This is a genomic window from Arthrobacter terricola (genome assembly GCF_004354015.1).
Lineage (GTDB): Bacteria > Actinomycetota > Actinomycetes > Actinomycetales > Micrococcaceae > Arthrobacter > Arthrobacter terricola.
On the sequence record NZ_SMRU01000029.1, the window covers coordinates 1 to 22853 of the forward strand.

Annotated in this window: 21 protein-coding genes, 1 rRNA gene and 1 pseudogene; 18 read left to right on the forward strand and 5 right to left on the reverse strand. The window is 65.9% G+C overall.

What is annotated here, in order from left to right:
* Positions 1-150: 150 nt before the first annotated feature.
* Positions 151-267: ribosomal RNA gene (rrf, locus tag E1809_RS20455) — 5S ribosomal RNA — on the forward strand.
* A gap of 698 nt (positions 268-965) precedes the next feature.
* Here rrf and E1809_RS27500 read toward each other — a convergent pair.
* The gene (locus E1809_RS27500; protein ID WP_235835698.1) at positions 966-1613 is read right to left on the reverse strand and encodes a hypothetical protein; all 648 of its coding nucleotides are present in this window, start codon (positions 1611-1613) and stop codon (positions 966-968) included.
* Between the two features lie 6 nt (positions 1614-1619).
* Here E1809_RS27500 and E1809_RS27505 point away from each other — a divergent pair, with 6 nt between their 5' ends.
* The 9 genes from E1809_RS27505 (at position 1620) to xerD (ending at position 10860) form a co-directional block, all read left to right on the forward strand.
* The gene (locus tag E1809_RS27505) at positions 1620-2444 is read left to right on the forward strand and encodes a tetratricopeptide repeat protein (protein ID WP_235835699.1); all 825 of its coding nucleotides are present in this window, start codon (positions 1620-1622) and stop codon (positions 2442-2444) included.
* Positions 2437-3426 (forward strand): HAD-IIA family hydrolase, encoded by a 990-nt coding sequence (locus tag E1809_RS20465; protein WP_133206085.1) that lies wholly within the window; start codon positions 2437-2439, stop codon positions 3424-3426. Before E1809_RS27505 ends, E1809_RS20465 begins: the two co-directional genes overlap by 8 nt.
* Before the next feature lie 9 nt (positions 3427-3435).
* A complete protein-coding gene (locus tag E1809_RS20470; protein WP_133206086.1) occupies positions 3436-3642 on the forward strand; it encodes a hypothetical protein in 207 nt (68 codons plus the stop codon).
* Positions 3643-3644: 2 nt separating this feature from the next.
* Positions 3645-4457 (forward strand): TlyA family RNA methyltransferase, encoded by an 813-nt coding sequence (locus E1809_RS20475; protein ID WP_133206087.1) that lies wholly within the window; start codon positions 3645-3647, stop codon positions 4455-4457.
* A gap of 13 nt (positions 4458-4470) precedes the next feature.
* Positions 4471-5493, forward strand: coding sequence for an NAD kinase (locus E1809_RS20480; RefSeq protein WP_133206088.1), 1023 nt, complete (start codon positions 4471-4473; stop codon positions 5491-5493).
* 5 nt (positions 5494-5498) lie between these two features.
* Positions 5499-7235, forward strand: a complete 1737-nt coding sequence (recN, locus tag E1809_RS20485; RefSeq protein ID WP_133206089.1) for a DNA repair protein RecN — start codon at positions 5499-5501, stop codon at positions 7233-7235.
* A 222-nt stretch (positions 7236-7457) separates the two neighbouring features.
* The gene (locus E1809_RS20490; RefSeq protein ID WP_133206090.1) at positions 7458-9200 is read left to right on the forward strand and encodes a CTP synthase; all 1743 of its coding nucleotides are present in this window, start codon (positions 7458-7460) and stop codon (positions 9198-9200) included.
* Between the two features lie 29 nt (positions 9201-9229).
* Entirely contained in the window at positions 9230-9892 is a 663-nt protein-coding gene (locus E1809_RS20495; RefSeq protein ID WP_133206091.1) for an NUDIX domain-containing protein, read from the forward strand.
* Positions 9893-9897: 5 nt separating this feature from the next.
* Complete coding sequence (gene xerD / locus E1809_RS20500; RefSeq protein ID WP_235835700.1) at positions 9898-10860, forward strand: site-specific tyrosine recombinase XerD; 963 nt, start codon at positions 9898-9900, stop codon at positions 10858-10860.
* A gap of 46 nt (positions 10861-10906) precedes the next feature.
* On the opposite strand, the pseudogene E1809_RS20505 reads toward xerD, so the two are convergent.
* Both E1809_RS20505 and E1809_RS20510 read right to left on the reverse strand, forming a co-directional pair.
* Positions 10907-12873 (reverse strand): annotated as a pseudogene (locus tag E1809_RS20505) (transglycosylase domain-containing protein).
* Positions 12874-13099: 226 nt separating this feature from the next.
* Positions 13100-14905 carry a chloride channel protein gene (locus tag E1809_RS20510; protein WP_215279646.1) on the reverse strand — a complete coding sequence of 602 codons (1806 nt, stop codon included), beginning with the start codon at positions 14903-14905 and terminating at the stop codon, positions 13100-13102.
* Positions 14906-14944: 39 nt separating this feature from the next.
* On the opposite strand from E1809_RS20510, the gene E1809_RS20515 reads away from it, so the two are divergent.
* The 4 genes from E1809_RS20515 to E1809_RS26865 all read left to right on the forward strand — a co-directional run bounded on the left by E1809_RS20515 (position 14945) and on the right by E1809_RS26865 (position 18649).
* Positions 14945-15463 (forward strand): MarR family winged helix-turn-helix transcriptional regulator, encoded by a 519-nt coding sequence (locus E1809_RS20515; protein ID WP_133206093.1) that lies wholly within the window; start codon positions 14945-14947, stop codon positions 15461-15463.
* A gap of 59 nt (positions 15464-15522) precedes the next feature.
* Positions 15523-16497: a cytochrome c oxidase assembly protein gene (locus tag E1809_RS20520; protein WP_133206094.1), complete on the forward strand. Its 975-nt coding sequence runs from the start codon at positions 15523-15525 to the stop codon at positions 16495-16497.
* A 377-nt stretch (positions 16498-16874) separates the two neighbouring features.
* On the forward strand, positions 16875-17405 hold the full coding sequence (locus tag E1809_RS26860; RefSeq protein ID WP_165962426.1) for a hypothetical protein: 531 nt from the start codon (positions 16875-16877) through the stop codon (positions 17403-17405).
* Positions 17402-18649, forward strand: a complete 1248-nt coding sequence (locus tag E1809_RS26865; RefSeq protein ID WP_165962427.1) for a redoxin domain-containing protein — start codon at positions 17402-17404, stop codon at positions 18647-18649. Before E1809_RS26860 ends, E1809_RS26865 begins: the two co-directional genes overlap by 4 nt.
* A gap of 35 nt (positions 18650-18684) precedes the next feature.
* On the opposite strand, the gene E1809_RS20530 is transcribed toward E1809_RS26865, so the two are convergent.
* Entirely contained in the window at positions 18685-19875 is a 1191-nt protein-coding gene (locus E1809_RS20530; protein ID WP_133206096.1) for an FAD-dependent monooxygenase, read from the reverse strand.
* Positions 19876-20376: 501 nt separating this feature from the next.
* Between E1809_RS20530 and E1809_RS20535 the strand changes: the two genes are divergently transcribed.
* A complete protein-coding gene (locus E1809_RS20535; protein WP_133206097.1) occupies positions 20377-20592 on the forward strand; it encodes a hypothetical protein in 216 nt (71 codons plus the stop codon).
* Positions 20593-20781: 189 nt separating this feature from the next.
* Here E1809_RS20535 and E1809_RS20540 read toward each other — a convergent pair whose 3' ends face one another.
* Positions 20782-21120, reverse strand: coding sequence for a MerR family transcriptional regulator (locus E1809_RS20540; RefSeq protein WP_308167011.1), 339 nt, complete (start codon positions 21118-21120; stop codon positions 20782-20784).
* Between the two features lie 113 nt (positions 21121-21233).
* Between E1809_RS20540 and E1809_RS20545 the strand changes: the two genes are divergently transcribed.
* The 3 genes from E1809_RS20545 (at position 21234) to E1809_RS20555 (ending at position 22807) form a co-directional block, all read left to right on the forward strand.
* Positions 21234-21659 (forward strand): Hsp20/alpha crystallin family protein, encoded by a 426-nt coding sequence (locus E1809_RS20545; protein ID WP_133206098.1) that lies wholly within the window; start codon positions 21234-21236, stop codon positions 21657-21659.
* 205 nt (positions 21660-21864) lie between these two features.
* Entirely contained in the window at positions 21865-22398 is a 534-nt protein-coding gene (locus tag E1809_RS20550) for a J domain-containing protein (protein WP_133206099.1), read from the forward strand.
* A 34-nt stretch (positions 22399-22432) separates the two neighbouring features.
* Positions 22433-22807, forward strand: a complete 375-nt coding sequence (locus E1809_RS20555; RefSeq protein ID WP_133206100.1) for a hypothetical protein — start codon at positions 22433-22435, stop codon at positions 22805-22807.
* The last annotated feature ends 46 nt before the right edge of the window (positions 22808-22853 follow it).

A 22853-nucleotide genomic window follows, 5' to 3' on the forward strand; every position in this document is an offset into this window, starting at 1 on the left:
ACGGGGTGTGGGACTTTACACTGCTTGCGTCCACTATGTGGTTCCCGAACAACAACCGGAACCAAAATAACTGAATAACAACACCACATGTTGTAACCCACAGTTTTCCCACCCACCCCCAACACCGGGGGCAGGGCCGGGTGAAAAGGTTACGGCGGTCATAGCGTGGGGGAAACGCCCGGTCCCATTCCGAACCCGGAAGCTAAGACCCACAGCGCCGATGGTACTGCACCCGGGAGGGTGTGGGAGAGTAGGACACCGCCGGACAACACTCAAAATGGTCGAGACCCCCACACCCCCCGGGTGCGGGGGTCTCCCACCTTAACCACCAAAACACCCAGGGCATGAGCCGGCGTCCCGGGAAACCCGCCCGGACCCGAGCCGGCGTCGGAACAACACAACCCCCGCTCAGCTATCCCGGCCGTTTCATCAACGCTCGTGCACATCGCCGCTGTCCAGAAGACAACCAACCCACCCTGGGATATGAGCCGGCGTCGGAGGAATCTGCGGCGCCCTTTTCATGCTCTGTTCGTTGGCTTTCGTTGATTGCCGTCGCTTGTGATGCTTCACACGACGGCTAGCGTGGGGAGCCGTCAAATGCGTGCTCCGACTGCTATTCACCTAGAATTGCTTGAGAGATACGGGCCGGATCCCGGCGGCGTGAGAACACAATACGGATAAGAGCGGCTGCGCGTGCGCCAGTGGTCGGCTCGCAACAGGAGGAATCCATCATGGCTGAGCACAACGGCGGCAATCGCGGTAACTACGGCGGTGGCCGTGGCGACCGCGGTTCGTTCCGAGCCAACAACAATTCCGGGGGCGATCCTCGAGGATTCCGCTCAAGGGACAATCGCGGCGGTTCTTCCCGCGGCGAAGATAAGCCGTTTGGTGATCGTCCGCGCCGTGAGGGTGACGGTGAGCGTCGGAACTTCGGCGATCGTGACCGTAAACCTTATGGTGAGCGTTCAGGTTACGGTGATCGCGATCGTAAGCCTTTCGGTGATCGTGATCGGAAACCGTTTGGTGATCGCCCGCGTCGCGAGGGCGAAGGGGAGCGCCGGAACTTCGGTGATCGCGACCGTAAGCCTTTCGGTGATCGTGATCGGAAGCCGTTTGGTGATCGTCCGCGCCGTGAGGGCGATGGCGAGCGTCGGAACTTCGGTGATCGTGATCGGAAGCCGTTTGGTGATCGTCCGCGTCGCGAGGGCGATGGCGAGCGTCGCAGTTTCGGTGACCGTGACCGTAAAGCTTATGGCGAGCGTTCGGGCTACGGTGATCGCGACCGTAAGCCCTATGGCGACCGTGACCGGAAACCGTTTGGTGATCGCCCGCGCCGTGAAGGTGAAGGGGAGCGCCGGAGCTTCGGTGAACGCCCCGAGCGCGGCCCGCGTAAGTTCGATGGACCCCGTTCCGAGGGGCGCGGCTTTGGCGGCCCGCGGGCAGAGCGTCCGAACCGTGTACCGAACGCGTCGGACTTGCGCAGCTCGAACCGCCCCGACCGTGAGCGGTCGCCGGAGATCGACGACGACGTTACGGGCCAGGAGCTGGACCGCGTCACCAAGCACCAGATCAAGACCCTTGAGGGCACCAATGGTGACTGGGTTTCCAAGCACCTCGTCATGGCCGGTCGACTCATCGACATTGATCCGGAGCTGTCGTTCCAGCATGCCCTGGCGGCGAGCCGTCGCGGAGGACGGCTGTCGGCGGTCCGTGAAGCTGTCGGCCTGACCGCGTACGCAGCCGGACACTATGGCGAAGCCCTCCGCGAGTTCCGTACGTATCGCCGGATCAGCGGATCCAACGTCCACTTGCCACTCATGGCCGACTGCGAACGTGGCTTGGGCCGACCGGACCGTGCGCTGGACGTTGTCCGCTCCCCGGAAGCACAGGACCTGGACGCGCCCGGCAAGGTTGAACTGGCCATTGTTGCTTCCGGCGCACGCACCGATCTCGGCCAACTCGACGCCGCGGTGGCGGAGCTGGAAATTCCGCAGCTCGACATGAACCGGGCCTTCACCTACAGCCCCCGCCTGTTCCGTGCCTACGCTGACGCATTGGCTGCCGTCGGCCGTACCGAGGAAGCCGCAAAATGGCAGCGCCAGGCGGTCGTCGCTGAAAATGCTTTGGGAGTGGGGGACTTCGAAGACCCCGAGATCATCGACCTTGGCGAAGACGAAGAAGAGGAGCGCAAGCCGCGCTACCGGAAGTTCGAAGAAAACGCTGAAGCCAGCGAAGAGCGCGGAGAAGACGCAGCCTCGCACGGCGAATCAGCGATTGATTCCGAGACGGACGAATCCGACGACGTAGAACTCGACGACGCGGAGTCGGACTACTTCGAGTCCGACGACGCCGAATCGGACGAGGATTCCGACGAAGACGAAGACGAAGACGAAGACGAAGACCAAGATGACGAAGAGCAGGATGGAGAGACCAAGAATGACTGAGGCACCGCTCGTTTCGCGTTTCGACGCCGTTCTGGCTGACCTGGATGGCGTGGTTTACACCGGTCCGCATGCCATCCCCGGCGCTGTGGAATCCCTGAAGCGACTCGAATCGGTGGGCGTGCGCCTCGGATATGTCACCAACAACGCTTCCCGGACGCCTGCCCAGGTCGCAGCGCATCTTCGTGAACTCGGCGCGCCGGCCGAAGACGACCAGGTTGTCAGCTCTTCGCAGGCCGCGAGCGACCTCCTTGCCGAGCTCCTGGCTCCCGGTTCGCGCGTGATGATCACCGGTAGCGCGGCCCTCGCGCACGAAATCGAGTTGGTGGGCCTCACCCCCGTGCACAGTGCCGAAGAGAAGCCCGTGGCTGTTGTCCAGGGCTTCAATCCGGAGATCGCATGGAAGGACCTTGCCGAGGCAGCATACGTGGTCGGCGCAGGTGCCCTGTGGGTCGCTACCAACACGGACATGTCACTTCCCCAGGCGCGCGGCAAGGCGCCCGGTAACGGAACCCTCGTGGCAGCCGTCGCGTCCGCTACGGGTAAGCAGCCCCGGGTCGCCGGCAAACCGGAGGCACCCCTCTTCCACGCCGCCGCACGGCGGCTCAAGTCCGAGCGTCCCATCGTCGTGGGAGACCGGCTCGATACGGACATCCTTGGTGGTAACCGGGCGGGTTTCGCGACGGCGGCTGTGCTCACCGGCGTCGACACCCGGGCCTCGATCCTCGCGGCCCGCACGTCGGAGCGCCCCGAGTACCTGTTGGCCGACCTCACCGAGTTGTACGAGCCCTACCCCGAGATTGTCGAGGAGGACAATGCCTTCCGGTGCGGCAAGGCAACCGCCCAGGTCCAGGACGGACTCATCACAGTCTCGGGCTCCGAGAAGGACCTTGACGCTTGGCGCGCTGCGTGTGCGGCTTGGTGGACCGCCCATCCAGATGCCGGGGAGGCAACCTCGCCGCAGTTGAAGTGGCTGGAAAACTAGACCCGGCAAATGAACGAGTTGAACGACGTCGGCGGCGCCGCGGAGCCGTACGCTGCTCCGTGGCCGCCCGAGGCGGTCCGGACCGGGGACCCGGAGGTGGACGCCGCTTTGGCCCATCTGCAGGAACTCCCGGAATCGCCGGTGGCCGAACACGGCGGAATCTATGCGGATCTCCATGACGCGTTGATGGCTGCGCTCGACGCCGAAGTAGCCTGAACATGCCACGACTCGACCAAGAACTAGTCAGTCGCGGATTGGCCAGGTCCCGCACCCACGCGGCAAAGCTCATTGCCGACGGCAAAGTCAGCTCCGGCGGCAGCATCCTCGGCAAGGCGGCCCAGCAGGTGTCGGGGGAGACCGAACTCGTTGTCCAGGCCCACGCGGAGGACGTGTACGTCAGCCGTGCCGGCCACAAGCTCGCCGGAGCGCTTGCCGCGTTTCCCGGGGTCGCCGTCGGGGGTAAACGGTGCCTCGACGCCGGCGCCTCCACGGGCGGGTTCACGGATGTCCTGCTCCGGGAGGGAGCCGCTCACGTCGAAGCGGTCGACGTCGGGCATGACCAATTGGTGCCGTCCCTCAGGAACGATTCCCGCGTATCGGTCCATGAGGGGCTCAACGTGCGGTACATGGCTCCGGAAGACATCGGTGGCCTGGTGTCGATGACCGTGGCGGACTTGTCCTTTATCTCGCTCACATTGGTGATCGCGCCCCTCGCGGCTTGCACGGAACCCGGGGGAGACCTCGTGCTCATGGTGAAGCCGCAGTTCGAGGTGGGCAAGGAAAGGCTGAGCCGCACCGGGGTGGTCACATCGGAGCACGAACGACGGCGGGCGGTGGCACAAGTTGCGGAAGCCGCTGTGGACGCAGGCCTCCAGTTGTGCGGCCTGGCCCCTAGTCCATTGCCCGGCCAAGACGGAAATGTGGAGTACTTCCTGTGGATAAAACGCAGGACGGCAACGGATTTGCCTAAGATCGAAGAGCGGGACGAGCAAGTTGCTGCACTGATGGAACGAATCTGGAACGACCACTAGAAAGCAGAACACCATGAGCAGGCGCGTTTTGGTCCTTGCCCACACCGGGCGTGAGGACTCCCTTCGCGCGGCCTGGGATGCGTGCGGGCAGCTTCACACCTCCGGGCTGGTTCCGGTGATGCAGAAGTCGGAACTCGACGATATCGAACGCTTCTACGGCATCGTGGACAAGCCGATTGAGATCCTCCATGAGGATGTACGGTTGGAAGACGTCGAGCTGGGCATGGTCCTCGGCGGCGACGGCACCATCCTGCGCGCCGCGGAACTGGTCCGGAACGTGGACGTCCCTCTTCTGGGAGTCAACCTCGGGCACGTCGGGTTCCTCGCGGAAAGCGAACGGGCCGACCTCGCCCAGACGGTCGAGTGGATCGCCAGCCGCGATTACACCGTGGAAGAGCGGATGACCATCGATGTCCAGGTGTGGGTCCGCGGCCAGAAGATCTGGCACACGTGGGCGCTCAACGAGGCCGCCATCGAAAAGGCCGAGCGCGAGCGGATGATCGAAGTGGTGACCGAAGTGGACGAACGTCCTTTGACGTCGTTCGGTTGTGACGGAGTGGTCATGGCCACGCCCACCGGCTCCACGGCCTATGCGTTTTCTTCGGGCGGCCCGGTCGTCTGGCCTGAGGTCGAGGCATTGGTGATTGTCCCCATCAGCGCCCACGCGCTTTTCGCCAAGCCGTTGGTGGTTTCGCCCCGGTCCAAGCTCGCCGTGGAGATCCTCACACGGACTGACGCGCAAGGTGTGTTGTGGTGCGACGGCCGCCGTTCTGTTGACCTTCCTCCGGGAGCCCGGGTGGAAGTGACCCGGTCGAGCCAGTCTGTCCGGTTGGCCCGCACCCACCAGACGCCGTTTTCCGCCCGCCTTGTGCGGAAGTTCGAGCTACCCATCCACGGTTGGCGCGGACCGGCACCGCGATCCTCGGAGATCCACACCGGACCGATCCCTGTGGTCCGGACACTGAAGCCCAGCGCCTTGCCGACGCCCCAAGACGTGCGATCCGGCGGCGCGGCCGATCCCACCAAGGAGATGTAAACACCATGATCGAGGAAATCCGGATCCGTGATCTAGGCGTCATCACCGACGCGACGCTGCCGCTCGGGCCGGGCCTAAGCGTGGTCACCGGCGAAACCGGCGCGGGCAAGACCATGGTGGTCACCGCCGTCGGGCTCCTCCTGGGTGCGCGGTCCGACGCCGGTGCCGTCCGGAGCGGAGCGAAGTCCGCCTCCGCCGAAGCGCGGCTCCTGCTTCACCCGGGGCACGTCGCCGTGGGGCGTGCAGTTGAAGCCGGCGGTGACGCGGAAGAGTTCGACGGCGGCTCGCAACTTCTGCTTGCCCGTACCGTCGGCGCGGACGGCCGAAGCCGTGCTTTTGTCGGGGGAAGGGCCGCCCCGGTGGGCGTCCTCGCGGAACTCGGCGAAAGCCTTGTGGTAGTACACGGCCAATCGGACCAAATCCGGCTCAAGGGTGCTGTGGCACAGCGCCACGCCTTGGACCGCTTCGCCGGAGCGGGCGACGCCGGGCCGCTTGGCGAATATGAGGAGCTCTACGCCCGGTGGAAGTCCAGGCAGGCAGAGCTTGACACGCTCCGCAACGAGGCCCGGGAAAGGCTCCGCGAAGCCGAATCGCTGGACGCCGCGCTCCAGGAAATCGACCTTGTCGATCCGCAGCCCGGCGAGGACGAAGCCCTCAAGGCAGAAGCCGTGAAGCTCGCGAACGTCGAGGAATTGCGCGTTGCCGCAGCCGCTGCCCACGAAGCACTGATCGCGGAGGAGTTCGGTGAAGCCGGCGACGCGACGTCATTGATCGATTCCGCCAAGCGGGCGCTGGAACACGTCTCGGCGCACGACGAAGCGCTGGCCGGGGCGGCGGCACGGCTCGCGGAGGTCGGCTTCCTGATCAACGACATTGCCGCCGAGCTTTCCAGTTACCAGGCTTCCTTGGACTCCGAGGGACCTGAAAGGCTTTCCGAGATCGAGGAACGGCGCGCAGCTTTGGCGAAGCTCATCCGGAAGTATGCCCCGAGCATCGACGAGGTCCTCGAATGGGCTGCTACGTCGAGGGCCCGGCTGGACGAGCTCCAGGACGATTCCAGCAGGATCGAAAAGCTCGACGCAGAGGTTGCCGCGGCGGAGGCTGCCCTGCTGAAACTGGCCGCGCGTATCTCGAAGGCCCGGACGAAGGCGGCCAAGGATTTGTCCGCGCGGGTCAGCGCGGAGCTCACGGCCTTGGCCATGGCTGACGCGACCCTCATCATCGAACTGGACAGCGAAGGCCCCTTGGGCCCGCATGGCGTCGACGACATTTCCTTCTTGCTCCAGCCGCATTCCGGTGCTCCGGCCCGTCCCTTGGGCAAAGGGGCTTCGGGCGGTGAGCTGTCCCGCGTCATGCTCGCCATCGAGGTTGTCCTGGCCGCCGTGGACCCTGTTCCTACCTTCGTATTCGACGAAGTGGACGCGGGAGTCGGTGGCCGTGCCGCCGTCGAGATCGGACGCCGGCTCGCGATGCTCGCCCGCCACGTGCAGGTCCTGGTGGTCACGCACTTGCCGCAAGTTGCGGCGTTCGCCAACCAGCACATCCGGGTCATCAAGACGTCCGTCCGTGGGAGCGACGGCAAGACAGCTACGGGCTTCACGTCGAGCGACGTCCAGCTCCTTGATGACGAAGAACGCGTCAAAGAGCTTGCCCGGATGCTCGCAGGGCAGGAAGACTCCGAATCCGCGCGCGCCCATGCGCAGGAATTGCTGGACGACGCCAAGCTCCTGCCACAGTCCTAGCAGATTTAGCAGGCTGGAAACCCGCCGTAGGAACTTTGTCACATCCGCGCGCGATTGCTCGTGGGGCCGCCCGCCCCGAGCGGCAGGTCGATGCTGTGCATTTGCTGGCAGTTGGCCCCATTTTGCCGCCTCGGGGCGCCTTGCCTCTTGATCCTTGGCCCACGTCAGGGGACTATTGAGCATTTGGGAAAACGATTGGCTGACCCTTTGGAGGCGCAATTGATGATAGGCTCGAATTCCGTGGTGCAGCGATCAAATTCCCGTGTAAATTCCCGGTTCCCAGGCTCGTCCAAGACGGCCAAACACATTTTTGTCACCGGCGGTGTGGCTTCGTCGCTCGGTAAGGGCCTGACGGCGTCGAGCCTCGGCCACCTGCTGCGGGCGCGCGGTTTGTCCGTGACTATGCAGAAGCTCGATCCCTACTTGAACGTGGATCCGGGCACAATGAACCCCTTCCAGCACGGTGAGGTCTTCGTCACCGACGACGGCGCTGAGACCGACCTCGACATTGGACACTACGAGCGCTTCCTCGATGAGAACCTCGAAGGTTCGGCCAACGTCACAACCGGGCAGATCTACTCGACCGTCATCGCCAAGGAACGGCGCGGCGAGTACCTTGGAGACACCGTCCAGGTCATTCCCCACATCACGGATGAGATCAAGCGCCGCATGCGCCTTCCCGCGGAAGGCAAGAACGCTCCGGACGTCATCATCACGGAGATCGGCGGCACGGTGGGCGACATCGAATCCCAGCCGTTCCTCGAATCAGCACGCCAGGTCCGCCAGGACATTGGCCGTAACAACGTTTTCTTCCTCCACGTTTCCTTGGTGCCTTACATCGGCCCGTCGCAGGAATTAAAAACCAAGCCAACGCAGCACTCCGTCGCAGCCCTTCGCTCCATCGGCATCCAGCCGGAAGCGATCGTGATCCGCTCGGACCGTGAAGTTCCGGACGCCATGCGCGAGAAGATCGGCCGCATGTGCGACGTCGACATCGATGCGGTGGTCAACGCTGCCGACGCTCCGAGCATCTACGACATTCCGAAGACGCTGCACTCGCAGGGCCTCGATTCGTACATCGTCCGCGCCCTGGACCTTCCGTTCAAGGATGTCGACTGGACCAGTTGGGACAAGCTCCTCGAGGCAGTCCACAACCCCAAGCACCACGTCGAAGTTGCCTTGGTGGGCAAGTACATCGACCTCCCGGACGCCTACTTGTCCGTCACCGAAGCGCTTCGTGCCGGTGGATTCGCGAACGATGCGAAGGTCAAGATCCGCTGGGTTCCGTCAGATGAATGCGAAACCCTCGAAGGCGCCACCAAGTCGTTGGCCGGCGTCGATGCCATCTGCGTTCCCGGCGGCTTCGGCATCCGCGGGCTCGAAGGCAAGCTTGGCGCCCTCAAGTTCGCGCGGGAAACCAAGCTCCCGGTGCTGGGCCTGTGCCTCGGCCTGCAATGCATGGTCATCGAGTACGCCCGTAACGTAGTGGGCCTCGAAGGCGCGTCGTCCAGCGAGTTCGAGCCGGATTCCAAGTTCCCTGTCATCGCCACCATGGAAGAGCAATTGGACATCGTGGAAGGCAAGGGTGACCTCGGCGGCACCATGCGCCTGGGCCTCTACGAAGCCAAGCTCGACGAAGGCTCCGTGGTTGCCGAAACTTACGGCGCAACGACCGTCAGCGAGCGTCACCGCCACCGCTACGAAGTCAACAACAAGTACCGCGACCAGATTGCTGCCGAAGGGCTCGTGTTCTCCGGAACGTCGCCCGACGGCAAGCTGGTGGAATACGTGGAACTTCCGCGCGAAGTACACCCGTACTACGTCGCGACGCAGGCGCACCCCGAGCTCAGCTCCCGCCCCACGCGCCCGCACCCGCTCTTCGCAGGCCTCGTGAAGGCTGCATTGGAGCGTCAAGCAGGCACTGATTTGCTTGCAAAATCTGGCCGCAAGGTAGCTGCGAAGTAATCGCTCTCACACACACGAAGGACGGCGCGATGCCCGGTATTTCTGAAACCCCCAGTACTTTTCGGAAGGTTTCGGACACACCGAGTCCGCGCCGTCTTTTGTCGTCGAGCAAGGTCTACGAGGGCCGCATCTGGGACGTCGTCAGCGACGCGTTCGAACTGAACGAAGATGCCGGCACCTTGGTGCGCGACTATATCGACCATCCGGGCGCGGTGGCCGTGCTGCCGATGAATGTAGATGGCGAGATCCTCCTCCTCAAGCAGTACCGCCATCCTGTCGGCATGGACCTGTGGGAAATTCCGGCGGGACTGCTTGACGTGGAGGGCGAAGATTTCGTCGTAGGGGCTGCCCGCGAGCTGGCGGAAGAAGCCGATCTGACCGCAGCCACATGGAATGTCCTGGCGGACTTCTTCAATTCGCCAGGTTCCTCGAGCGAGGCCATACGCATCTACCTTGCCCGCGGGCTGGGGGACGTCCCCGAAGCCGATCGGCACGTCCGCACTGACGAAGAAGCCGAAATCGAACTCGAATGGGTACCGCTCGAGGAAGCCGTGTCAGCGGTGCTCGAAGGCAGGCTGCACAACCCTTCGGCCGTCGTCGGAATCCTTGCCGCTGCCGCCGCACGCGCTGACGGCTTCAGGAGCCTGCGGCCGGCCAATGCCCCTTGGCCCGCCCACCCGAGCCAGCGCTGACCCCCGTGTCCCAGCTTGCGGACGCACGGCCTCAAACCGCCGTTGACCGCGCCGTCGTCGACTATTTACAGCACCTCGGCGTGGAGCGCGGGCTTGCGAGCAATACGCTGTCCGCTTACCGACGGGACCTGTCGCGCTACGCGAACTTCCTCGCCGCAACCGGTGTGGATACTCCCGGACGCGTTTCCCGGCATGACGTCACCGCCTTTGTGCAGGCACTTTCGGATGGCTCGGATGGAGCCGCCGCGCTTGGCGTTCGTTCCGCGGCCCGCACTGTGGTCGCCGTCCGCGGGCTGCACAAGTTTTGGGCATTGGAAGGAACGACGACGGCGGACCCCGCCAGCGATGTCCACCCGCCGATGCCCGGCAAGCGGCTGCCGAAGGCCATCAGCGTAGACGAGGTAACCCGGATCCTCGAAGCTGCCGGTGCCGATACGGCTACCGGATTGCGCGACAGGGCGCTCCTGGAGTTCCTCTATTCGACCGGTGCGCGAATCAGCGAAGCCGTGGGCCTGGACGTCGACGACGTCGCCCTCGAATCGGACGCCGAAGGTCCCGTGATCGTGCGCCTTTTTGGAAAAGGTTCCAAGGAGCGCTTGGTGCCGCTGGGTTCGTACGGTGCCCGCGCCGTCGGATCCTACGTGGTCCGGGGCAGGCCCGCGTTGGCTGCCAAGGGCAAAGGCACACCGGCGCTGTTCCTCAACGCCAGGGGCGGGCGGATCAGCCGGCAGAGTGCCTGGACCATCCTCAAGGCTGCCGCGGAGAAGGCAAACATCGCCAAGGAAGTCTCCCCGCATACACTGCGCCACTCGTTCGCTACGCACTTGCTCGAGGGCGGGGCAGATGTCCGTGTTGTGCAGGAACTGCTTGGTCATGCGTCGGTGACCACGACCCAGGTTTATACGCTTGTCACGGCGGATACTTTGCGCGAAGTGTACGCGGCCGCCCACCCGCGGGCGCTGGGCTAGCTAGCCCAGCGCCCGCGGCATGGTGCCTTAGCGGGTAGGATCCCCGTCAGCCCTTCCCCTTCCCGTTCGTGTTTCCGGACTGGCTCGTGGCCGTCCCGCCGATGAGGTTCTGGGGCGGGGCGTCAAAGTCGCCGTGGTCGTAGAAGCCGACGACCTGCTGCATGTACTGCGCCCACTGTGGTCCGGCGATGTAGGCCCCGTCCACTACGGAGTAGTACTTGCCGTTGATCGTGACGTCGCGTCCGAGCCGCGAGGGCCCGCCGTTGAAGGGGTCTCCGAAGAAGGACGCCGTTGCCAGGCCTTTCGTGTAGCCGAGGACCCAGGTCTGGTTGTTGTACTGGTTGGTTCCGGTCTTGGCGGCGTCCGGGACGCCGAGCTTCTGTGGAATGAGCAGGCCGGAGCCCTTGGTGAGGACGTCTTGGAGGACGTTCGTCGTGGCCTCCGCGACGCCCGGTTGCAGGGCGTTCGGCTTGCACGCGGATGTCTGCCCGCCTATTTTCTTGCCCGCGGGGTCGAGAGGTCGATCTTCGTGTCGTTCCCGTCGCCCATGTGCAGGCCGATGGCATCAGCGGCCCGTTGGACGTCGCAGAAGTCGTTCAGGCCGGCGAGGGACGCGAAGGTCGCGGTGTTGATTGAGTTGTAGATGCCCTCACGGACGGTCATGGGCCGGTACCAGCCAGGTTCGTCGTTCTGGAGGTCTGTTGAGTCTGGAACTGAGCTGTCGAACCAGCCGTGGACGGGGCCGCATGTCGTCTTCCACGGGTAGTTGACGCCGTAGCGCCGGACCGACGCGTTGACGATTTGGTTCGTCGTTTTGCCCTCGCCGAGCCAGGCCGCGAGTGTCACGGGCTTCATGGTCGAACCGGGCTGCATGCCGCCCAGGCCGCCCAGGTCGTTTCCACTGGCGTCCGCGCGGTCGACGTTGAAGTTGTATGTCGAGACGAAGTCGGTGCCCTCGCCGGCGATCGTGCGCGAGTTCTGTGCCATGGCAAGGACCTTGCCTGTGCCGGGCTGGACCGTCACGAGGGAGGAGCCCCATTTGTCAGGGTTCGCCCCTGTCGTAGCGTCGACCTGGGCTTGGGCGGGTCCTTGGAGCCGCGGGTCCAGGGTGGTCTTGATGGTCAGGCCGCCGCGCATGATCTTCTGGATCCGTTCGTCCTGCGTCGCGCCATAGGCGGGGTCGTTCTGGATCTGGTGGAGGACGTAGTCGCAGAAGTACTGGGCCTGGGCGGCATAGGCGCAGCCCTGCTTGGGYGGGTTGACCTTGAGCTGGATCGGGGTGTTGACAGCGTCCTGGTGCTGCTGCTGGTTGATGTAGCCGTGCTGGAGCATCGCATCCAGCACCAGGTCCCGCCGCGCCTTGGACGCCTCGGGRTGCWGGGTCGGGTCGAAYAKCGARGGGCCGTTGACCAAGCCGGCGAGCAGGGCSGCCTGGGGCACRGTGAGGTCTTTGGCATCGACGGAGAAGAAGTACTGGCTGGCAGCCTGGATGCCGTAGGCGTCTGCATTGAACGAGACGATGTTGAGGTAGCCGGCSAGGATCTGGTCCTTCGTGAACTGCTTCTCGAGGCCGATGGCGAGCTTCATCTCCCGGAGTTTGTCGCTGATGCTCTTCTCGCCGTTGAGAACCACCTCGGCGTCCTTCCCCTGGGCGATGAGGTTCTCGTTGAGCACGTTGGTCACGTACTGCTGGGTCAGTGTGGAAGCGCCTTGCCGGGCACCGCCGCTGTTCGTCACCAGGGCGCGCAGGATGCCGGTCGGGTCGATGCCTCCGTGCTGGTAGAAGCGGGAGTCCTCGATCGCTACGATCGCGTTCTTGATGTTGGGGGACATCTGGTCAAGGGGAACCTGGGTGCGGTTCTCGTTGAACAGCGTCGCGATCTGGGACCCGTCCGCGGCGAGTACCCGCGTCACCTGCCCGGCGGGAGCTACAGTCAGATCGCCGGGCAGTGCGTTGAAGAACTGGACCGAGCCGCTCGCCGTCACGCCCGTCATGGCCGCGGCGGGAACCATCAGCCCGGCCACGAGGACCCCGCAGACCGCGCTCACGCCGAGGAAAACCAGGATCCGGCCGAGAACTGTTCCCGTGTCCAGGAGCGGGTTCCTGCCGGAGAAGGTCCTCGCCGGATTGGACCCGGCACCGCGTGGGGGCACGCCTCGTTCACCGGGCAAAGGCCGAAATTGTTTCCGCATGGACATATCAGGGGAGTGGACGGCGGGATCCCATTGCCGGCCGGGGCTACGTTCCGGAGATGGCCGTTCCGCCTTTCGACGGGGGACCGGCGAGCAGGCGCAGGACGGTTGTCTGGTCGAGCCACCCTGTCAGGACGCCGTTCTCATCGGTGACGGGGGTGCCGGCGCCGCCGGGGGAGTCCAGTACGAGGTCAAGAACGGATTCCAGGCTTGCCCCTCGCGGGGCGGTGCGTGGCATGTCGGCGACGTGGGAGAGCAGCAGGTGTTCCACGTCGTCGTCGGTTGTCAGGATTTCCGAGAGGGAGTGGACGGTGACGACGCCGGTCAGCACCCCGTGCGGGTCGGTGACGGGAAGAGCGGGGTGTCTTCCGGCGAGCAGCGTGCGTGCTGCCTCGGTGACCGGCAGTCCGGCGGGCAGGGCCCGCACGCGGGTGTCCATGACGGCGTCCACGGTCACGGTGCGCAGCAGTTCGGTGCCGGGGTGTCGTTGCAGGTCGATGCCGCGGCGGCGCAGTTTCAGGGTGTAGATGGTGTCCCGGGAGACGATTTTGGATACCCCGGACGCGACGACGATGGCCAGCATCAGGGGAAGGATGATGGAGTATTCGCCGGTGAGTTCGAACATGATGATCACGGCGGTGATCGGGGCCCTGGCGGCGCCGGCGAAAACGGCTCCCATGCCGACGAGCGCGAATGCCCCGACCTGGCCGTGCAGGGCCGGGTCCAGGAGGCCTGCAACTTCCCCGAACGTGGCTCCGAGCATGGCGCCGATGAACAACGATGGCGCGAAAACGCCGCCGGATCCTCCGATGCCGATGGTCAGGCTGGTGGCGATGATTATGCCTATGAGCAGGATCAGGAGGAATCCGACGGCGTAGCTGCCTGCCACCCCGGCCTGCAGGACCGGGTAGCCCACCCCGTACATCTGTGGCAGGACCAGCAGCAAGGATCCCAGCAACAGGCCGCCGACGGCGGGGCGGAGCCATTCGGGCCCGCGCCAGGCCCAGTCGCACAGGTCCTCGATCCAGTACAGCACCCGGGTGAAACCGATGCCGGCTCCGGCCGCCAGCAGGCCGAGCAGGATGAACAGCGGGTACTCGAACGCCGAGGAGACGTGGAAGGCGGGCAGGTTCAGGAAGGCCTGGTCTCCCAGGAAGGTCCTGCCGATGATCGACGCGGTGACCGAGGCGAGCACGACGGCGCCGAACGGGCCGGCCGCGAAATCGGGCAGCAGCAGCTCCAGGGCAAAGAACACCCCGGCGATCGGGGCGTTGAAGGTCGCGGCGATCCCGCCGGCGGCGCCACAAGCCACGAGCGTCCGGACCCGGGATGCGGGCAGGCGGAGCGTCCGGGCCAGCCAGGACCCCAGGGCCGAACCGATCTGCACGATGGGTCCTTCCCGGCCCACTGACCCTCCGGAGCCGATGCAGACCGCCGAGGCCAGGGCCTTGACGACGGCGACCCTGCCCTTGATGCGCCCTCCGTGCTGGCTGACCGCATACATGACTTCCGGGACGCCGTGGCCCCGGGCTTCGGGTGCGAAGCGCCGCACCAGCGGCCCGTACAGCAAGCCTCCTGCAGCCGGTGCCAGGACGACGAAGGCGGCTCCGAGCCACGGCAGCCATGGATGGGAGCGATCTCCGTGCACGGCCGAGTAGTCCGCCGTCCCGCTGAAGAACAGCGTCGCTGCGGTGATCAGCCAGCGGAAAGCGACCGCCGCGAACCCGGCCCCCGCTCCGACCACGACCGCCATGGCCACCAGCTGGTAGGAGGAACCTGCGAAGGCTTTCCACAGCAGGGCGGCAGGCGCCGGCCGGAACCAGCTGGAGGATGGCGCGGACTGCGTGCTCACGGAACACTCCGATACATGACTTGATACAACATATGTATTATGACAAGTGTGAATGCTACCACCGCTTCCCCGAAGGATCCCCCCGGCCGCGGGACCATCCGGCACGATGATGCCGCACTGCAGGGCACTTTGACGGCCTCCCGGGCGTTGCTCGGCGTGATCGCCCGTTCACTGGCACCCGTGATGGATTCGGTGACGTTGCCGCAGTTCCGGGTCCTGGTGGTCCTGTCCAACTTCGGTCCGCTGCGGATGGGCGAGCTGGCCGCGCATCTGGGCGCCAACCAGTCCAGCTTCAGCCGGTTCGCCGACCGGATGGTTTCCGGTGGGTTGATCGAACGCTCAGCCAGTCCGGGGAGCCGGCGCGAGATCCTGATTTCCTTGACCGGCAAAGGCCAGCAGGTCTACGCCGAAGTGACCGATGCCCGGCGCAGGGAGATCTCGATTGTCCTGGAGAGGCTTTCGGCTGCGGAGCTGGAGGCGGTCCGGACCGGTTTCGAGGTCTTTGCCCGTGCCGCGGGGGAGCCGGCTGCTGACGAGACCCTCATCCTGGGCATTTAGGAATGGGACCGCGCTTGCCAGGTATGCCCGTTCCCGGTGCGGGGGATCAGGGCACGGTCATGACCGGTCCGATGTGGATGCCTGCCCGGCCGCCAAGTCTTGGACGGGTGCTGGCCTGGCATCCTCAGCCTGTCCCGGTCCTGCCCTGGCTCGTGCTGCTCCTGTTCGTGCTCTATGGTGCCGGTGTCTTCGTCCTGTACCGGCGCGGGGTCCGGTGGCCGGTCGGACGGATGCTCTGGTGGTTTCTGGGACTGGCAACCGTCCTGGCAGTCACAGCCACCGGAATCGAGGGCTACGGGATGGAACTGTTCAGCATCCACATGCTCCAGCACATGGTCCTGAACATGCTCGCCCCCGTCTTCCTGGTCCTCGGAGCCCCCGTAACGCTTCTGCTCAGGGCCCTGCCCGCCGGCCGGGGACGCCGCGGTACCGCCCGCAGGATCCTGCTGGGACTACTCCACAGCAGGCCCGCGGCCCTCGTCATGCATCCACTGGTGACGTTTTTCCTGTTCATCACGAGCCTGTACGGGCTGTATTTCACCCCGGCCTTCGACTACCTGATGCGCACCTGGTGGGGACACAACCTGATGCTCATCCATTTCCTGGTCATCGGCTTCATCTATTTCTGGGGGATCATGGGCGTCGACCCGTCCCCGCGGACACCCAGGGCCGGCCTGCGCGGGGCCGCACGGCCCGTGCTGCCCGTGCTTGAACTGGCCGCGACCGCACCCTTTCACGCGTTCTTCGGCGTCGTCGTCATGATGTCAACGACCTTGCTGGTCAGCTTCTACAGCATGCCGATACCCCGGTGGAACCTTTCCCCACTGTCGGACCAGGCCACCGGCGGGGGCATCGCCTGGGGAATCACGGAACTGCCCACCCTCCTTGTCCTGGGAGTGCTCGTGGTGAGATGGCAACGATCGGACCGGCGCGCCGCCCGGGCCGCGGAGCGGCGCCCCTCCACCTACTGCGACAAGGAACTGGCCGACTACAACGCCTACCTGCACTCGCTGCACAACAACACCAGGCGGTGAGATGACGCTCAGCAGCACCGGATCCGGTTCCGGACCGGCTTTCTATGCCTTCACGCTCGGGCTCGTCGCGGCCCTGAACCCGTGCGGGTTCCCGATGCTTCCGGCCTGGCTGGCGCTTTTTTCCGGCCCCCGCACCGGCCGCCCGGCCTCGGTCGCCGGCGCGCTGCGCGCAGGCGCCGCCGTCAGCACCGGGTTCGTCGCCGTGTTCGGGGTACTCGGGCTCGTGTTCGAAGCCGGAGCCACGCTCGCCACCGGCTGGCTGCCCCCGCTCATGGCCGCAGCGGGCATCGCGATGGCTGTCGCAGGGGTTTCCACCCTCTCCGGACACCCCCCCTGTCCTGCGGCTGCCTGCCCCGCGGCTGCGTCCGGGACGGTCCTTGCCGGCCATGGTCCTCTACGGGGTGATCTACGCGCTCGGGTCCCTGAGTTGTTCCTTGCCGCTCTTCCTGGCCTCGGTCGCAGGGTCCTTCACGGGGCACGGCTTCCTCGGCGGGCTGTGGACCTACCTTGCCTACGCCCTGGGCATGGGCCTCTTGATCACCGCAGCCGCGGTGATCACCACCGTGCTCGGGACCACCGCACTGCGGCATGCCGGACGCGCCGGCCGCTGGCTCCCGGCGATCTCGGGAACCACGCTGATCCTGTCGGGGGCCTACCTGGCCTATTACTGGCTGGCCGAACTGCTGGATCCGGCCGGCAGCCCGCCGCTGGCAGCGTTCGTCCAACAGGCCCCGGGATGGGTGGCCACCCGGATCGCCGCCCACCCGACCGGCTCCGCGCTGGTGCTGGGCGTTCTCGTGCTCGGCCCGATCGCCGTCGTCACCGCCCGGATCCTTGCGCAACCGCACGAGCCTCCCAGTCTGCCGCAACCCACGTCCGAGTCCGGGAAAAGGAATACCAGCCAATGAAAACCACCCCGCCCCCCGCAGGCCCGGCACCCGTCGGCCCAGCCCCCGCCGGTCCGGCACCGCGGCGAAAGCGCCTCATCGTGGCCGCGATCTGGGCCTTGGCCGGGCTGTCCGTCGCCGCGTCCCTGGCCGGGATCCTCCTGACGGCCGGTGCCCGGCCCGGACCGCCCGCACGTGCCGTCGGCACCGGAGAGCCGGGCATCACCGCCGCCACCGCGCAACTGCTGCAACTGGACAATCTGCCTGTCCCGCTGGACGCCGCCCCGGACTTCACCCTCACCGACCAGCACTCCAAGCCGGTCGCCCTTTCCCAATACCGGGGCAAGGCCGTCGTGCTCTCCTTCAACGACGACGAATGCGAAGACCTCTGCACGCTCCTGGCCCAGGACGTCGCCCAGGCAAACCATGACCTCGGGTCCAACGCGGCCAACGTAGTCTTCCTCTCCGTGAACGCCAACACCGCCCACCCCGCGGTCGAGGAAGTCAGGTCCTGGACCGAGGACCATGGGCTGGGCGCCGAACCGAACTGGGTCTTTGGCACAGGCACCCCTGCCCAGCTCACCGCCGTCGCCTCCAGCTACCACGTGCCGGTGGGCATTGACCCGGCGACCCACGACGTCGTCCACGGATCCGAACTGTTCTTCATCGACCCTGCGGGCAAGGAAGCAGCGATCGGCCAATTCGGCACCGCATCGGCCAATACCGCACTCTTCGCCCGCGGCATGGCCCAAATGGCCCTCGACCTCGTCCCCGGCCATGCGGGCACCTCCGTCGGCGGACCTGCCCCTTCCGGCACGGCCGCCGCGGAACCCGCCGCTCTAGGCCAGCCCGCCCCTGGCTTCACCCTGCCAGGGCTCGATAGTGCCGCCACCCGGACGTCCCTGGAAACCACGAAAGGCAAGTACCGGGTGGTCAATTTCTGGTCCGGCACTTGCAGCGCCTGCGTGACGGAAATGCCCCGGCTGCAACAGGCACACCAGGACCTGGGGTCCTCCGTGGCATTCATCGGGATCGATGTCGCCGACCCCGCCGGCCCTGCAGCGGCTCTCGCCGCACGCAGCGGCGCCACCTACCCCCTGCTCGCCGACACCAGCGGCAGCACCGCGGGCGCCTACCAAATACCCGGGCTGCCCTTCACCGCCATCATCGCCCCGGACGGCACCCTGCTCGTCCGCCACCCGGGAACCTTCACCGCCGAACAACTCGAATACATCCTCCACACCCTCCAAAACAACCCGGACTGACGTCCCCGTCCCGCCCCGCGAGCGCCACCCGGGACTTATTTTGCGATCCTGCCCACGATCCGGCGGGCCACGATCCGGTCGATCCCGGGGATGTGGGTTGCCCGGATGATCCACCGGCGGAGCAGGCGCTGTGTCCGGTTTGCCGGCAGGAACGACCGGGCGGCGCGGCGGCCGGCGGCCTGTGCCTCCTCCACCGTGGGTTTCCAACGCTGCTCGAACCGGGCCAGGGCCGGGCCGATATCCTCGGGCGAGGCCACGGGGCCGAGGCTATCCCCCAGGAGTGCGGAACCGGCAATGGCGAGCGATCCGCCCTGGCCGGCCAGGAGTGACACGGCACCGCAGGCATCCCCGACAAGGACGGTCCGGCCCTTCCGCCAGCCGGGCATGAGGATCTGGGCGACAACATCGTCGTAGGGATGCTCCGGGCATAATTCCAGCAGCCGGTCCACCGAGTGTCCGAGCCCCGTGAACTCGCGGCGCAGCCGCTCCCGCGGGCTCCCGGACGGCAGGGGCGCTGCGGGGCTCGAGGCCTCCCTGTAGACCATGAATGCCGCCACCTGATCGGAGCGGAGGCTGTAGAGCCCGGCGGTCCGCCCGAGGCTGTCGGTGAGGACGAACCGATCCCGGAAGCGGTCATTCAACTCCGGGTCCGTGACGATGAACGCGGCAGCGCGCATCCCCAAAGGACGCAGAAACTCTTCTTCACCGCCGAACACCTGGGCGCGCACTTGCGAATGGATGCCGTCGGCGCCGATGAGGACATCTGCAGCGAACGTACGGTCCGGCGAGCCGGCGACGGCGACCCGCACGCCGCCGTCGTTGTCCTCCCACACCCGTGAAACCGGGGACCCGTAGTTCACCCGCACCCGGCCCGAAGGAACGTCCCCGAGCGCGGCGAGGGCCACGCGTTCCATGTCCGGGCGCAACAGGCTCAGGACGTTCCCGCCGGCAAGCCGGGCGAACCGGTCATAATCGAGGCTGGCAACAGGGTGTCCTTGCAGATCGACATACTCGGCGGCCTCGACGTGGTAGGCAACGGCTGCGAGCCGCGGGTAGAGGCCGATCCTCTCCGAGGCCTCCACACCCGGACCAAAGAAATCCATCATGTAGCCGTCCGGGCGCGGACGGAAGGACTTCTCCAGGACCTCAACATCCCAGCCGGCCAATCCGAGTTGACGGGCCGCGACAAGACCCGCAATGCCGGCACCGACCACCACAGCCTTCATGCCCCGCCCCGAACCCTCGGATGAGCCTGACAAAGGAGCCCGGCTGGAAGCACACGAGTTCCACTGACAGCCCCTTGCCCATTCTTGAGCTTTACCTGCCAGTCCAGAGCCCCGGAATTCCGCCTCGCACGAAGGCCAGGATCCTGGACGCGAACGGCAGTCCCGTTACGGCAAGAAGAAGGCCGTGCCTTCATGTCCGGCCCGGCCCCCGGCTCCGGACGCGGGGAATCCGGCCCGGAAGCTTCAGCCGCAGAACCCGTCCGGACAAACCGCAAGGATGTTCCGCTCAACCGGACATCGTCCGACAAGGTTCCAACGGGCTGATGAGGTCACAGCGTCTTGCCATGGATGGGTGCGGCCCGCTCTTGCGGGACAAAACGGGGGAGCGCCGGGCTGTCATCAGCGCGTCGACCATCATGTGACCATCGCGGAGCAGCCCGGACAGCCCAGGACGCTGCACCGGGATCTGAAGCACTGTTGTAGTCCAACAACAGGACCGGCGTGCCTGACCACCCCGGGCACAACGGCGGGTGGGAAGATGTCCCCATGGAAGTGTTGCTCGCCATTGGTCCGATGACAGGCCCGGACGAAAGCGACGATCCCGCGCAGCATCGGCAGGTAACGGCCGAAGACGAGGATTATGAAACCGCGCTGGCCCGTGCCCGCGGTTTGGTGCCGGAAGGCTTCCGCGTCCTCCACATCCGCACTGATCGGTAACCTCAAGCCCCGTATCCGGTTCAGGACCCCGGTACTCGTCAGCCGCCGATTTGTTCAAAGACCGGCCGCCTCGGTCTGGACCTACTCCGACGGTTGCATCCGGAGTTCGGCGGTCAGGGCAGGGCCTTCTAGTCCCCGGGGCCTCGGTTCGACCGTCCAGGATGCGCCCCGGCCAAGGTCAAGGTCGCATCATTTCCTGGGCGGGGACGGTGCGGTGTCCCGGGCGGCGTTCGCTGACCTGAGCTCCCCCTCGATGCGCCGGTTGTCGGCTTCCAGGATCAGGACAATCCGGATGCCGGCCAGGTTCAGTCCCAGGTCCAGCAGCTCACCGATCCGTCGCAAGGTCACGAGATCGTCCGCGCTGTACTGACGGGTCCCGCCCAGGGTCCTGCCCGGTTCCAGCAAGCCCTTGCGCTCATAGAGCCGGAGGTTCTGCTGCCCCATGCCCACCAGCTCGGCGGCGACCGAAATCGCGTACACACCCCTCCCGGGGTCCCCGGCCCGGCCCATCGGAACCTCCAATTCCACGAAAACCACCCTTGCAGTCATACATACCCGGTGCTATAAAAAATATACATCAGCCGATATAGATCGGCTGGTTTTACAAGGAAAATACTGCGATCTGCAAGGAGTGACAGACCATGCTGATGCGAACGGACCCGTTCCGCGAATTCGACCGACTGGCCCAGCAGGTACTCGGCACGACCGCCAGGCCGGCGGCAATGCCCATGGATGCCTGGCAGGAAGGCGAGGACTTCGTGGTCGCCTTCGACCTTCCCGGAGTCACCGCCGACTCGGTGGACATCGACGTCGAACGCAATGTGCTGACCGTCAAAGCCGAACGTCCGGACCCCACCGGCGAAAACACGGAACTGATCGCCTCCGAACGGCCCCGCGGCGTCTTCAGCCGCCAACTCATCCTCGGCGACGCACTCGATACCGACGGCGTCAAAGCAAGCTACGAAGCCGGAGTCCTGACCCTGCGGATCCCCGTGGCCGAGAAAGCCAAACCGCGCCGCATCGAAATCGAAACCGCCGGGACACAGCGCCAGGAGATCAGCGCCTGACCGCCGGCGCAGCCACCCGACCGGGAGCACCGCACCGCAACGCCGCATCCCGTCCAAAGGGCGATAGGGTTCACAGACATCTCACAGCCCGGGACGCTCTTGAACACGGGTGGACCCCGAGGGTGGCTCCGGCAACGATGGTCCCCGGCTGAACGAACCGGGGACCATCCCCGTCCCCCTGCTTGAATACCCCTACGGCCGACCGATGAAAAACAACGACCCGGATCCTTACGACATCCTGCACCTCGCGCCGACCGCGACCGCACGCGAGGTCGCCCGCGCGTACCGCGCACTCATGCGCGGTGCGCACCCCGACACCCGACCGGCCCGCGAACACCACGCCGGCCCCGGCCCGACGGCCCCGACGTCGCACGAAGAACCGAAGATGCAGGAAGAACCGAGGTTGCAGGACGAGCTGCAGGAGCTCCGGGACATCATGGCCGCCTACGCCATCCTCGGCAACCCGGAAAAACGCTCAGCCTACGACCGGGAACACCCGCGGTCCGCGGCCAACCCGAAGCCGCAGCAGCCGGACAGCGCCGCTGTGCCCCCTGACAGCGGCGCTTCGCGGGCGGACGGCGAGACCGTGCGGACACCAGGGGCGCTGCTCCCCGCCGCGTCGCTGCTGATCGGACCGGTCACCTGGAAGCCTCCCGGCGGACGGTCCCCGGACATGCCGGCCCGGCCAGGTCCGTTTCCCCCAGGCGGCTACACCCTGATCCTGCGGATCAGGCACTGAGAGCCGAAGACGACGCAACCACAAAGGACACTCCATGAGCGCCTGGCGCCCCTACGACAACCAATTGATACCCGCCTTCTATGAACGCTTCGAAAAGCGGTGGGGCAAAGGAACAGCCCCGTTCCTGGACCCCGAAACCCACGAACAACCCATGCCCCGGGCCCAATGGATCAACCCGGACACCGGTGCCGCGGTCGCGGTCGTGCCCATCTGGACCGAGGACCCCCAACACCGCTCCTTCGGGGTGTTCTACCTGCCCCCGGCCGGTGACATCTGGATCCTGCGCCCCGGGTACACCAACTACATCGAAACCGACCCCAGGAACACCGAGCAAACCACCCTGCGCAACGACGCCTTCAGGAAAGCCGTCGCACACGCCAAGGAATTCATCTACGGAACCCAGCCCTGAAAACCGCGTCCCGGACCAGACAAACCACCCCGCAGGCCCGGCAGCA

Coding starts and splice junctions, on each gene's coding strand:
- E1809_RS27505 (WP_235835699.1), top strand. CDS start 1,620: ATGGCCGGTCGACTCATCGACATTGATCCGGAGCTGTCGTTCCAGCAT.
- E1809_RS20465 (WP_133206085.1), top strand. CDS start 2,437: ATGACTGAGGCACCGCTCGTTTCGCGTTTCGACGCCGTTCTGGCTGAC.
- E1809_RS20470 (WP_133206086.1), top strand. CDS start 3,436: ATGAACGAGTTGAACGACGTCGGCGGCGCCGCGGAGCCGTACGCTGCT.
- E1809_RS20475 (WP_133206087.1), top strand. CDS start 3,645: ATGCCACGACTCGACCAAGAACTAGTCAGTCGCGGATTGGCCAGGTCC.
- E1809_RS20480 (WP_133206088.1), top strand. CDS start 4,471: ATGAGCAGGCGCGTTTTGGTCCTTGCCCACACCGGGCGTGAGGACTCC.
- recN (WP_133206089.1), top strand. CDS start 5,499: ATGATCGAGGAAATCCGGATCCGTGATCTAGGCGTCATCACCGACGCG.
- E1809_RS20490 (WP_133206090.1), top strand. CDS start 7,458: ATGATAGGCTCGAATTCCGTGGTGCAGCGATCAAATTCCCGTGTAAAT.
- E1809_RS20495 (WP_133206091.1), top strand. CDS start 9,230: ATGCCCGGTATTTCTGAAACCCCCAGTACTTTTCGGAAGGTTTCGGAC.
- E1809_RS20515 (WP_133206093.1), top strand. CDS start 14,945: ATGACAAGTGTGAATGCTACCACCGCTTCCCCGAAGGATCCCCCCGGC.
- E1809_RS20520 (WP_133206094.1), top strand. CDS start 15,523: ATGACCGGTCCGATGTGGATGCCTGCCCGGCCGCCAAGTCTTGGACGG.
- E1809_RS26865 (WP_165962427.1), top strand. CDS start 17,402: ATGAAAACCACCCCGCCCCCCGCAGGCCCGGCACCCGTCGGCCCAGCC.
- E1809_RS20530 (WP_133206096.1), bottom strand. CDS start 19,875: ATGAAGGCTGTGGTGGTCGGTGCCGGCATTGCGGGTCTTGTCGCGGCC.
- E1809_RS20545 (WP_133206098.1), top strand. CDS start 21,234: ATGCTGATGCGAACGGACCCGTTCCGCGAATTCGACCGACTGGCCCAG.
- E1809_RS20550 (WP_133206099.1), top strand. CDS start 21,865: ATGAAAAACAACGACCCGGATCCTTACGACATCCTGCACCTCGCGCCG.
- E1809_RS20555 (WP_133206100.1), top strand. CDS start 22,433: ATGAGCGCCTGGCGCCCCTACGACAACCAATTGATACCCGCCTTCTAT.